This is a genomic window from Thiocystis violacea (assembly GCF_016583575.1).
Classification (GTDB): domain Bacteria; phylum Pseudomonadota; class Gammaproteobacteria; order Chromatiales; family Chromatiaceae; genus Thiocystis; species Thiocystis violacea.
In genome coordinates this window covers 201,548-213,012 of sequence record NZ_NRRG01000002.1, presented here as the reverse complement: position 1 = coordinate 213,012, position 11,465 = coordinate 201,548, and the positions used below count along the sequence as shown (strand labels likewise).

10 protein-coding genes are annotated in these 11,465 nt (G+C 64.2%); 8 read left to right on the top strand and 2 right to left on the bottom strand.

The features are described from left to right. The 4 genes from CKO27_RS02185 to lpxC all read left to right on the top strand — a co-directional run bounded on the left by CKO27_RS02185 (nucleotide 1) and on the right by lpxC (nucleotide 4,626). Nucleotides 1-792 (top strand): cell division protein FtsQ/DivIB, encoded by a 792-nt coding sequence (locus CKO27_RS02185; protein ID WP_338115836.1) that lies wholly within the window; start codon nucleotides 1-3, stop codon nucleotides 790-792. A 6-nt stretch (nucleotides 793-798) separates the two neighbouring features. Then, complete coding sequence (ftsA, locus tag CKO27_RS02180; protein ID WP_200373229.1) at nucleotides 799-2,034, top strand: cell division protein FtsA; 1,236 nt, start codon at nucleotides 799-801, stop codon at nucleotides 2,032-2,034. Between the two features lie 268 nt (nucleotides 2,035-2,302). After that, nucleotides 2,303-3,466, top strand: a complete 1,164-nt coding sequence (ftsZ, locus tag CKO27_RS02175) for a cell division protein FtsZ (RefSeq protein ID WP_200373228.1) — start codon at nucleotides 2,303-2,305, stop codon at nucleotides 3,464-3,466. Nucleotides 3,467-3,714: 248 nt separating this feature from the next. Continuing rightward, nucleotides 3,715-4,626 (top strand): UDP-3-O-acyl-N-acetylglucosamine deacetylase, encoded by a 912-nt coding sequence (gene lpxC / locus CKO27_RS02170; RefSeq protein WP_200373227.1) that lies wholly within the window; start codon nucleotides 3,715-3,717, stop codon nucleotides 4,624-4,626. Here the strand turns inward: lpxC and CKO27_RS02165 are convergent. Continuing rightward, nucleotides 4,623-5,084 (bottom strand): DciA family protein, encoded by a 462-nt coding sequence (locus tag CKO27_RS02165; RefSeq protein ID WP_200373226.1) that lies wholly within the window; start codon nucleotides 5,082-5,084, stop codon nucleotides 4,623-4,625. The genes lpxC and CKO27_RS02165 overlap by 4 nt on opposite strands. A 196-nt stretch (nucleotides 5,085-5,280) precedes the next feature. Between CKO27_RS02165 and CKO27_RS02160 the strand changes: the two genes are divergently transcribed. The 4 genes from CKO27_RS02160 to CKO27_RS02145 all read left to right on the top strand — a co-directional run bounded on the left by CKO27_RS02160 (nucleotide 5,281) and on the right by CKO27_RS02145 (nucleotide 11,269). Beyond that, complete coding sequence (locus CKO27_RS02160) at nucleotides 5,281-6,159, top strand: M23 family metallopeptidase (protein ID WP_338115835.1); 879 nt, start codon at nucleotides 5,281-5,283, stop codon at nucleotides 6,157-6,159. Between the two features lie 99 nt (nucleotides 6,160-6,258). Beyond that, on the top strand, nucleotides 6,259-9,099 hold the full coding sequence (gene secA / locus CKO27_RS02155) for a preprotein translocase subunit SecA (RefSeq protein WP_200373224.1): 2,841 nt from the start codon (nucleotides 6,259-6,261) through the stop codon (nucleotides 9,097-9,099). 12 nt (nucleotides 9,100-9,111) lie between these two features. Further along, a complete protein-coding gene (gene argJ, locus CKO27_RS02150; protein ID WP_200373223.1) occupies nucleotides 9,112-10,323 on the top strand; it encodes a bifunctional glutamate N-acetyltransferase/amino-acid acetyltransferase ArgJ in 1,212 nt (403 codons plus the stop codon). Next, on the top strand, nucleotides 10,292-11,269 hold the full coding sequence (locus CKO27_RS02145) for a Nudix family hydrolase (RefSeq protein ID WP_276570113.1): 978 nt from the start codon (nucleotides 10,292-10,294) through the stop codon (nucleotides 11,267-11,269). The genes argJ and CKO27_RS02145 overlap by 32 nt, the downstream gene beginning before the upstream one ends. Here the strand turns inward: CKO27_RS02145 and yacG are convergent. Next, nucleotides 11,263-11,463, bottom strand: a complete 201-nt coding sequence (gene yacG / locus CKO27_RS02140) for a DNA gyrase inhibitor YacG (RefSeq protein WP_200373221.1) — start codon at nucleotides 11,461-11,463, stop codon at nucleotides 11,263-11,265. The two genes, CKO27_RS02145 and yacG, sit on opposite strands and share 7 nt — an antisense overlap. Nucleotides 11,464-11,465: the final 2 nt, after the last annotated feature.

Genomic DNA, 11,465 nt, shown 5'->3' with positions numbered 1-11,465 from the left:
GTGACTAGCCACAGCCAAACCGCCAATGAGCCCGAGGCGCGAGCCGGAGTCGGCTCGCGCCTGCGTGCCCTGCTCGGGATTCTCGCCTTCCTGGTCATGGGTGCCGGTATCTGGCTCCTTGGTCAGTGGGAGCCCCGACTCTTGCCGATCCGCGTGATTCAGGTGGAGGGCGAGCTGCACCATCACTCTTCCCAGCTCTTGCAGGAGAACCTGGGCGAGCGCCTGCGTGGCGGGATCCTGACCGCCAATCTGGCCGATCTCAAGACCGCCGCCGAGGATCTGCCCTGGGTCGGTCGGGCGAGCCTGCGGCGGATCTGGCCCGATACGCTGCGGGTACGAGTCGAGGAGCATCGTCCGATCGCCCGTTGGAACCTGGATGGATTGGTGACCGCCGAGGGGGTCGTCTTCCGTCCGGGCGGCGGCACCATTCCGCCCGGTCTGCCGCTGCTGGAGGGTGACGATGCGCGCGCCCCCGAGGTGACCGCGCGCTATCTGAAGTGGCGCGAGGAGTTGATGCTGGTCGGACATTTGATTCAGACCCTGTCGGTCGATCCGCGTGGCGACTGGCGTGTCGCTCTCGTGATGGGGACCGAGCTGCGCCTGGGCACGGGCCTGGTCGAGGAACGCCTGTCGCGCTATATCGCGAGCGCGCCACAACTGGAGGCCGCCGGGAAGCCCTTGATGGTCGACCTGCGCTATAGCAACGGCTTTTCCGTGAAATGGGCGCCGAATGCGGATTCGAAGGTCCGCGCGCATCCCGATCGCATCGCGCGATCCGGCAATCGAGGATAAATTTGGATGTCGAGACGTAACGACAAGAGCCTGCTGGTGGGGCTGGATATCGGCACTTCAAAGATCGCCTGTCTGGTCGGCGAGTTGAAGGACGACGATCAGATCGAGATCATTGGCATCGGAACCCATCCTTCTCGGGGGCTCAAGAAGGGCGTGGTGGTGGACATCGAGTCCACCGTCCAGTCGATTCAGCGCGCGGTGGAAGCGGCCGAGCTGATGGCCGGGTGCGAGATCCACTCGGTTCACGCCGGGATCGCCGGCAGCCATGTGCGCAGCCTCAACTCGCACGGGATCACGGCCATCAAGGAGGTCGAGGTCTCCCAGGCCGACGTGGACCGCGTCATCGACGCGGCGCGGGCCGTGGCCATCCCGGCGGACCAGAAGATCCTGCATATCCTGCCGCAGGAATTCATCATCGACGACCAGGAGGGCATCCGCGAGCCGATCGGCATGTGCGGGGTGCGTCTGGAGGCGCGCGTCCACATGGTCACCGGCGCGGTGAGCGCGGCGCAGAACATCATCAAATGCATCCGCCGCTGCGGCCTGGAGGTCGACGATCTAGTGCTGGCTCAATTGAGCTCCAGCTACTCGGTGCTCGGCGAGGACGAGAAGGAACTGGGCGTCTGCGTGGTCGATATCGGCGGCGGCACCACGGATCTGGCGGTCTTCACGGACGGCGCGATCCGTCACACGGCGGTGATCCCGATCGCGGGCGATCAGGTCACCAACGACATCGCGGTCGCGCTGCGCACGCCGACCCAGCATGCCGAGCAGATCAAGGTCCAGCACGCCTGCGCCCTGACCCAACTGGCCGCGAACGGCGACACCATCGAGGTTCCCAGCATCGGCGATCGTCCGCCGCGACGTCTCTCGCGCCAGACACTGGCCGAGGTGGTCGAGCCCCGTTACGAGGAGTTGCTGACCCTGCTGCACAACGAGCTGCGTCGCAGTGGCTTCGAGGACCTGGTGGCGGGCGGTGTCGTCCTGACTGGCGGCAGCGCCAAGATGCAGGGCCTGATCGAGTTGGCCGAGGAGGTCTTCCACATGCCGGTGCGCCTGGGTGTGCCCCACTATGTTCTCGGGATGGAGGAGGTCGTCAACAATCCGATACACTCGACCGGAGTGGGGTTGTTGATGTACGCGCGGCAGCATCGCTTCGCGCGGCGTCCGGAGTTGTCCGAGAATCTCGGACTCAAGGCGGTTCTGGCGCGTCTGCGAAGCTGGTTTCAAGGGAATTTCTAGTCGAGTGATCGTGAGCGATGCGCTGGGAAGGACGCCAGTGGATCGCAATGGATGATGAGTGCTGGGAGCCTTGTTGTTGACGCTTCCGGTTGCCGGGCGAGTTGATGGCCTAACGCGGGGCTTCATCGGAATCGGAGGCCAGGATGGCTGGTTTCTAGCCAGGGCGTTGCGAGCGTACTGGTCAAGTCGGGGGGGGTCGCGGGTGTCGAGCCCATGGCCGGATTACAAGTTCATGGTGGCGCGCCTAGTGCGCCGGAGAGATAAATCAATGTTCGAATTGATGGATACGCACAGTCAGAATGCCGTTATCAAGGTCATCGGAGTTGGCGGCGGCGGCAGCAACGCGGTCAACCACATGGTGGCGTCGACCATCGAGGGTGTCGACTTCATCTGCGCCAATACCGATGCTCAGGCGCTGAAAAGCTCCAATGTCAAGACCATCCTACAACTGGGCGCGGGCATCACCAAGGGCTTGGGAGCCGGCGCGGATCCGGAGGTCGGACGGCATGCGGCCATGGAGGATCGCGATCGTATCCAGGAGGCGCTGGAAGGGGCCGACATGGTCTTCATCACCGCCGGCATGGGCGGCGGCACGGGTACGGGCGCGGCTCCGGTCGTGGCGCAGGTCGCCAAGGAGCTGGGTATCCTGACCGTGGCCGTGGTGACCAAGCCGTTTCCCTTCGAGGGCGCCAAGCGCCGTCGGATCGCCGAGGAGGGAATCTGCGAACTTGCCCAGCACGTCGACTCGTTGATCACCATTCCCAACGAAAAGCTTCTGGCGGTGCTCGGCAAGGACATGAGCCTGCTCGATGCCTTCAAGGCCGCCAATGACGTCCTGTTCAACGCGACCCAGGGCATCGCGGAACTCATCACCTGCCGCGGCCTGATCAACGTCGACTTCGCGGACGTCAAGACCGTCATGTCCAACATGGGTGTCGCCATGATGGGAACCGGCTCGGCGACCGGCGAGCATCGCGCCCGCGAGGCGGCCGAGGCCGCGATCAAGAGCCCCCTGCTGGAGGATATCGATCTGGCCGGCGCCAAGGGCATCCTGGTCAACATCACGGCCGGCATGAGCCTGACCATCGGTGAGTTCGACGAAGTCGGCAACACGGTGCGCGATTTCGCCGACGACGATGCCACGGTGGTCGTTGGAACGGTCGTCGATCCGGAGCTGGAGGACGAGTTGCGCGTGACCGTCGTCGCCACGGGTCTGGGCGAGCGCCGCGTCAAGCTGAAGCGTCCGAGCGGCGAGCCCGCGATGCGGCTCGTGACCGGTGATGCCGACGATGCGGCGCCGGACTATCGGGAAATGGAGCGCCGTCCGGCGATCTACCGCAAGGCCGGTGGCGCCGCGGGAACCGAGACGAACGAGCAGAACGATCTGGACTATCTGGACATTCCGGCGTTTCTGCGTCGTCAGGCTGATTGATCAGGGCTTTCCCTCTAATAAGAAGGTTTATGAAAACAATGATGTAGTGCTCGCTTTGAGATTGGGCTTGAAAAACTTCCGGGAAAACCCTAGGCTATTGTCGACGCGCTTCCAAATGGAAGCGCGGGGCGATTTGAAAGGACAGCGACCGTGGCTCCGGGCAAGACTCGTCCGGATCATGTGCGGTAGTCGAAAGCTGGCCGGATGCGCCGACAGCCGCCGTGGATTGCGATGGGAGATCCCGATCGATGCTCAAGCAGCGAACCTTGAAAAATGTAATCCGGGCGACCGGAGTCGGCCTGCACACCGGCGAGAAGGTGGAGCTGACGCTTCGCCCGGCCGCGCCGGATACGGGGATTCTCTTTCGTCGTGTCGATCTGGATCGGCCGGTTGTCATCAAGGCAACGCCTTTCAACGTTGGCGATACCCGGCTGTCGACGACCCTCGTGCGAGGCGACGTGAAGGTGTCGACGGTCGAGCATCTGCTCGCGGCCTTCGCCGGTCTCGGGATCGACAATGCCTATGTCGACCTGGGTGCCGCCGAGGTGCCCATCATGGATGGCAGTGCCGCGCCCTTCGTCTTCCTGCTGCAATCGGCGGGCGTGCAGGAGCAGCCGCGTCCCAAGCGCTTCATTCGGATCAAGCGTCCTGTCGAGGTGCGCGACGGTGACAAGGTCGCGCGTTTTACGCCCTACGATGGCTTCAAGGTGGAGTTCTCGATCGAATTCGACCATCCGGCGTTCCAGTCGCGTGCCAATCAGGCCGTCGTCGATTTCTCTACGTCCTCGTTCGTGCGCGAACTGAGCCGTGCTCGCACCTTTGGTTTCCTGCGCGAGATCGAGGCCCTGCGTCAGCAGAATCTGGCCTTGGGCGGGAGTCTGGACAATGCGGTGGTGGTGGATGAATACCGGATCCTGAACGAGGAAGGTCTGCGTTACGAAGACGAATTCGTCAGACATAAGATCCTGGATGCCATCGGGGATCTCTATCTGCTGGGCCACACCCTGATCGGGGCATTCCAAGGGCATAAATCCGGCCATGCCCTGAACAACAAGCTGCTGCGCGCGCTCGTCGCGGATGAAGCGGCTTGGGAAGAGGTCGTATTCGAGGACTCCGCGGCGGCGCCGATTTGTTACGCGCAACCGGTTCCAGCCGTTTAATCCCGGCTGTCTGGCGTCTCTTGAGCGTGGCGTCGCGCGAGATTCCTGAGTGCGTCGCTCAGCCCTTTGTCCGTCTGATGCTCCGCGGCCTCGAGCAGGTGTTTCACCACGGTTTCCGAGAGCCGTCGGGATGGCGCGACACGCGATCGGTCAGTCGATCCATGTTTGTCAGGCAGGCGTACCTGGAATCGAATCTCGTCGATTTTGTATGACGTCAGCGAGGCCAGGATCGCCTCGGATTGAAAACGCGCGCGGGTCAGCCAGGCCGGTGAATCGAGAAACAGGGTCAGTTTGCCGTCGGCGACCCCCGCGTCAAGGCAGTGCGGTTCCAGATTCTCGGGTAGACGCGCCCTCAGCGCCGCGACCAGATCTCGCTCCCGACGGCTCCGCTCGAGCAGGTCGCGGGCAATTCCATGTGTGCGCAGATGGTCGCGGATATGCGAAAAGCGCGCTGGCACGTCAAACCCCTCCCTTCGTCGCGGAATCGCGGCGGCTCACCGAACCCGACCGCCGGCTTCGTTTGGTCGATATCGACGAAGGGCGTCTCGGCGCCGGGCACGGCGGACGGGTCGATGGCCAAATTTGACCAGTAGCAGAGATACACTCATGCCTCGGATCAATCGCAAACAAACCACTCGTGGACATGCTGTTGTCTTGTTCCTCGCTGTCCTGGCCTTTTCCCTGGCCGGCGCTGGGCTGGGATTCTGGATCGGACACTACTCCTCCAGCCCGGACCTCGCCAACATTAGCCTCGATCGCCCGTCCGTCAACCGGTCGCTCGCGCGGGAGGTCGGTCAATCGTCCTTGCCCCGCGAGGTGGACGCGATGGTCGCCCGTCTCGGTGAGATGCAGGCGCAGCTCATGAGGCTCAATGCCCTCGGGGAGCGCTTGGTCCAGATGTCCGGCCTCAACCCGGAGGAGTTCGACTTCGAGAATCCGCCTCCCCAGGGTGGGCCGGAAACCGGGGTGGCCCGTGACTATTCCATTAAGGAACTGGCGGACGAACTCTCGAGCTTCGTGGGCTTCATCCAGGATCGTCAGCGTAAGCTCGACGTCATCGAAGGCCACATCATGGAGAGGGAGCTGACCGCTCAGGCGCTCCCGGCTGGTTGGCCGGTGCGTTCGGGGTACATCACCTCCAATTATGGTTTCCGAATCCATCCCGTGAAGAAGGCGCGCCTTTTCCACGCCGGCGTCGATTTCGGGAGTCCGCGCGGCACTCCCATCCATGCGGTCGCGGACGGTGTCGTGTCCTTCGTCGGTCGCAAGGGCGGCTACGGAAACCTGGTGGACATCCGGCACATGGACGGTCTGGTGACCCGCTACGCGCACAACACCAGCAATCTCGTCAAGAAAGGTCAGATGGTGAGGCAGGGGCAGAAGATCGCGACCGTCGGATCGACCGGAACCGCGACCGGTCCGCATGTCCATTTCGAGGTCATCAAGGACGGCCGGTCGGTCAATCCCATGTCCTATCTGCGCGCCATGCCGACTCGCCGGCTGGCCAGCACGGACGCCGATCTCAACGGCTGATCCGCATCATCCGCGGCGCCAAATCGAATGCGCCGCGACCTTCGTTATCGAAATCCGGTATCATCCGCCGATTTCCGCCAGAGCCTTTAAGTTCCTTCGATGGTTACACATCTGTTCAAGAAGATCTTTGGCAGCCGCAACGATCGGCTCGTCAAAACACTGCTGAAGACGGTGGCGCGGATCAGTGCGCTCGAGCCCGAACTCGCCCAACTCTCCGATCAGGCGCTCGCCGCCAAGACGGAGGAGTTTCGCGCTCGGCTCAAGGCCGGCGCGGATCTCGACAGCCTGCTGCCCGAAGCCTTCGCGGTCGTGCGTGAAGCGGGCCGGCGCGTCCTCGGCATGCGGCACTTCGATGTGCAGATGGTCGGTGGCATGGTGCTCAACGACGGCAAGATCGCCGAGATGCGCACCGGCGAGGGCAAGACCCTGGTGGCCACCCTGGCGGCCTATCTGAACGCGCTGCCCGCTAAGGGCGTGCATGTCGTCACGGTCAACGACTATCTGGCTCGCCGCGACGCCGCCTGGATGGGCCGGCTGTATCATTTTCTCGGGCTTTCGGTTGGCGTCATCAACTCCTCCGGCGGCATGGGGCCGGACATGGCGTCCTATCTATTCGATCCCACGTTCGAATCCTCGGCTGGTCAGGGCTATCGGCACATGCGGCCCGTGACCCGCCGCGAGACCTATGCCGCGGATATCACCTACGGCACCAACAACGAGTACGGTTTCGACTATCTGCGCGACAACATGGCGTTCACGCCCGAGCAGCGGGTCCAGCGCGACCCCTTCTACGCCATCGTCGACGAGGTTGACTCCATCCTGATCGACGAGGCGCGCACGCCGCTCATCATCTCGGGTCCATCGGAAGGCAGCACCGATCTCTACAAGCGGATCAATACGCTCATTCCCAGGCTCACGCGCCAGGCCCCCATCACCAACGAGGAGGGTCAGCCGGATTTCGGACCGGGGGACTTCTCCGTCGATGAAAAGGCGCGTCAGGTCTATCTGAGCGAGGAAGGTCACGAGAAGGTCGAGCGGATGCTCGTCGAGATCGGCGTCCTGGAAGAGGGTGCCGGGCTTTACGATCCCGCCAACATCGTGCTCATGCACCATGTCTACGCGGCGCTGCGCGGCCATGTGCTCTTCCAGAAAAACGTCGAGTACATCGTGCGCGACGGTCAGATCATCATCGTCGACGAGTTCACCGGCCGCACCATGCCGGGTCGGCGTTGGTCGGAAGGGCTTCATCAGGCGGTCGAGGCCAAGGAAGGCGTCGCCATTCAGCCTGAAAACCAGACGATGGCCTCCATCACCTTCCAGAATCTCTTCCGGCTCTACCCCAAGCTCTCGGGCATGACCGGCACGGCCGATACCGAGGCCTACGAGTTCCAGCAGATCTATGGTCTGGAAGTGGTGGTGATCCCGACCAATCAGCCGATGGTGCGCGACGATCGGGGCGACCTCGTCTATCTGACCCAGGAAGAGAAATACCAGGCGATCATCAACGACATTCGCGACTGCGTCGAGCGGGGCCAGCCCGCGCTGGTGGGCACCGCCTCGATCGAGACCTCGGAGTTGGTGTCGGCTCAGCTCGAGAAGGAGGGCATCCCCCACGAGGTGCTCAACGCCAAGCAGCATGAGCGCGAGGCCGGCATCATCGCCCAGGCCGGCCGGCCGGGCGCCGTGACCATCGCGACCAACATGGCGGGTCGCGGAACCGACATCGTGCTCGGCGGCAATCTGGAGGCCGAGCTGGAAGACGCCGGCCCCGACGCCGATCGCGACGCCATCCGCGCCGCCTGGAAGCAGCGTCACGAGCAGGTCATCGCCGCCGGTGGCCTGCATGTGGTCGGCACCGAACGCCACGAATCGCGCCGCATCGACAACCAGTTGCGCGGTCGTTCCGGCCGTCAGGGCGATCCTGGATCCTCGCGCTTCTATCTGTCGCTGGAAGACAACCTGATGCGCATCTTCGCCTCCGAGCGGGTTGGCAAGATGATGCAGCGGCTCGGCATGCAGAAGGGCGAGGCGATCGAGCACCCCTGGGTGACCAAGGCGATCGAGAACGCCCAGCGCAAGGTGGAAGGACGCAACTTCGATATCCGCAAGCAACTGCTCGAATACGACGATGTCGCCAACGATCAGCGCAAGGTGATCTATCGCCAGCGCCGCGACCTGATGGACGTGACCGATATTTCCGATACCGTCATCGCCATGCGCGAGGATGCGCTCAAGGGATTGATCGATACCTGCATCCCGCCCGAGAGCCTGGAGGAGCAATGGAATGTCGGCGAACTGAGCGAGGTTCTGTCCGCGCACTTCGGTGGGGATTGGCCGATCCGGTCCTGGCTGGATCGGGATCATGACCTGCACGAGGAGAGTCTGCGTGCCCGTATTCACGACACCCTGCTCCAGCGCTATCGGGACAAGGAGACGCTGGTCGGGTCGCCGAACATGCGCCAGATCGAGAAGGCGGTGATGTTGCAGACCCTCGACGGTCATTGGAAGGACCATCTGGCGGCGATGGACTATCTGCGTCAGGGTATCCACCTGCGCGGCTATGCCCAGAAGAATCCCAAGCAGGAATATAAGCGCGAGGCCTTCCAGATGTTCTCGGCCATGCTCGATGGCATCAAGCAGGATGTGGTGACGACGCTGGCCAAGCTGGAGATTCAGTCCGGCGAAGGCGAGCCCGGACCGGGATTCGCCGCTCAACCGTCACCGGTCCCCGCCGAGCGCAAGGGTTTCGAGTTCAAGCACGAGGTCTTCGAGGGATTTGGCGGTGACCTGGATGGACAGGACAAGGATCCGAACGCCCATGACCCCTCTGACGAGACGCACCAGCCCTATGTGCGCGATGGTCGCAAGGTTGGCCGCAACGAACCCTGTCCCTGCGGTTCCGGCAAGAAGTACAAACAGTGCCATGGCCAGGTCAACTAGGACGCAAACGCCATGAGCGCGACCGATCCATCGTTCCTGCCCGTCCCTGGGATACGACTGGCCACGGCGGGCGCCGGCATTCGTTACCAGGGGCGCGATGATCTGCTGGTGCTGGAGATCGCCCCCGGCGCCGCCTGCGCCGCCATCTTCACCCGCAACGCCTTTCGCGCGGCGCCCGTGACCCTGGCGCGTCACCACCTGCTCCACGCGGCTCCGCGCTATCTCCTGATCAACTCGGGTAACGCCAATGCCGGAACGGGCCAGCGGGGGCTAAGGGACGCGCTGGCCAGTTGCTCGGCCCTGGCCGAGCGGGCGGGCTGCCGGCCGGAGGAGGTTCTGCCCTTCTCGACTGGCGTGATCGGCGAGCATCTTCCGGTCGAGCGTATCGCGGCGGCGCTGCCCGAGCTCTTGGGTCGGTTCGACGCCTCGGCCTGGCCAGTCGCCGCGCGGGCCATCATGACCACCGACACGGTGCCCAAGCTGCGATCGCGATCGTTCGAGCTGAGGGGCGAGCGGGCGACCGTGACCGGCATCGCCAAGGGCGCCGGGATGATTTGTCCCGATATGGCGACTATGCTCGCCTTCATCGCGACCGATGCCGCCGTCGAGTCCGGAATCCTCCAGTCCTGTCTCCAGTCGGTGGCGGATCGTTCCTTCAATGCCATCACCGTGGACGGGGACACCTCGACCAACGACGCCTGCGTCCTGGTCGCCACCGGGGCGCTCGGCAATCCGCTTATCCGCGACGCCGCCGATCCGGACCACGCGGCCTTGCTGTCGGCTGTCGAAGCCGTCTGCCAGGATCTCGCCACGGCGATCATCCGCGATGGCGAGGGCGCGACCAAGCTGGTCACCGTGCTGGTCGAGGGAGCGGTCGATCATGACGAGGCCAGGCGCGTCGCCTACGCCATCGCCCATTCACCGCTGGTCAAGACCGCGCTCTTCGCCTCCGATCCGAATTGGGGGCGCATCCTGGCGGCCGTCGGCCGCGCGGGCATCGTCGACCTGGATATCGAGCGTGTCGACATCGCGCTTGGCGCGACCCGGATCGTCGAGGCGGGCGGACGGGCGGAGGATTACAGGGAGGAGGCGGGGGCCGCGGTCATGGCCGAGCCCGAGATCCTGATCCGTGTCTCGCTGGGCCGCGGAGAGGCCGTCGCGCGTGTGCTCACCTGCGATTTCTCCTACGACTATGTCCGCATCAACGCCGAATACCGGAGCTAGCCCGGCGTCCGTTCATGTGATGGCGGGCGCGATCGCCGATGCCGATGGGCGCATCCTCGTCGCCAAGCGTCCGGATCACGTCCATCAGGGCGGTCTCTGGGAATTTCCCGGCGGCAAGCTGGAGATCGGCGAGACTCCCGAGGAGGGTCTGAGGCGCGAGCTGAACGAGGAGTTGGGTATCCAGGTTCTTGCCAGCCGGCCCTTGATCCGGGTTCATCATGATTACGGCGATCGTCATGTGCTACTCGACGTGCGTCGGGTGGACCGTTATTCCGGCGTTCCGGTCGGATGCGAAGGTCAGCCGCTGGCCTGGGTGGCGCCGGAGGCCATGGATCCGGGACGATTCCCGGCGGCCGACCGGCCCATCATCAATGCCCTGCGCCTTCCTCCCGTTCTGCTGATCACGGGCGAGGATCCTCGCCGACCAGTCGATTTCCTTGAGCGACTCGCCCAGGTGTTGACGGCGGGCATCCGGCTTGTCCAACTGCGGGCGCATGACTTGTCGCTGGACGACTATGTCCGGCTGGCGAGATCCGCCCACGCTCTGTGCGAGCCGCATGGGGCGTGCCTCCTGCTCAATCGCGATCCGCGATCGGTGGACGGCGTCCCACGGCACGGATTGCACCTGACCAGCCAGACGCTCATGGGGCTTTCCGAGCGCCCTGGGCGGCCGAACGAGATCGTCGGCGCCTCCTGTCACGATCAGGCCCAACTGGCCCGCGCGGCCGAGCTTGGTCTGGACTATGGCGTACTCTCGCCAGTCCAGGTCACGGCCAGTCATCCCGAGGCGATTCCGCTCGGGTGGCGGACCTTCGCCGATCTGGTGGATCTCGTGCCGCTTCCGGTCTATGCCCTAGGCGGGCTGAGGTCCGAGGATCTGGAAGAGGCTTTCCGTCACGGCGCGCAGGGGATCGGGGCGATCCGCGGGCTCTGGCCGGGTCAGTGACGGTAGGGTTCGTCCTCGGAGGCCGGGGGATCCTCGCTCGGCGCGTCGGTGGGATCGGCGATGCGATGTTGCTCGTCGATCCAATCCCCCAGATCGATCAGACGGCAGCGCTCGCTGCAGAAGGGGCGCCAGCGTGCCTGTTCGGTCCAGGCCACGGGTTTGCCGCAATGAGGACAGGCGACTGTCGTGACCATGG

What these genes read in the sequence shown, in the direction of transcription:
- ftsA (WP_200373229.1), top strand. Translation starts at nt 799, where the DNA reads ATGTCGAGACGTAACGACAAGAGCCTGCTGGTGGGGCTGGATATCGGC.
- ftsZ (WP_200373228.1), top strand. Translation starts at nt 2,303, where the DNA reads ATGTTCGAATTGATGGATACGCACAGTCAGAATGCCGTTATCAAGGTC.
- lpxC (WP_200373227.1), top strand. Translation starts at nt 3,715, where the DNA reads ATGCTCAAGCAGCGAACCTTGAAAAATGTAATCCGGGCGACCGGAGTC.
- secA (WP_200373224.1), top strand. Translation starts at nt 6,259, where the DNA reads ATGGTTACACATCTGTTCAAGAAGATCTTTGGCAGCCGCAACGATCGG.
- argJ (WP_200373223.1), top strand. Translation starts at nt 9,112, where the DNA reads ATGAGCGCGACCGATCCATCGTTCCTGCCCGTCCCTGGGATACGACTG.
- CKO27_RS02145 (WP_276570113.1), top strand. Translation starts at nt 10,292, where the DNA reads ATGTCCGCATCAACGCCGAATACCGGAGCTAGCCCGGCGTCCGTTCAT.
- yacG (WP_200373221.1), bottom strand. Translation starts at nt 11,463, where the DNA reads ATGGTCACGACAGTCGCCTGTCCTCATTGCGGCAAACCCGTGGCCTGG.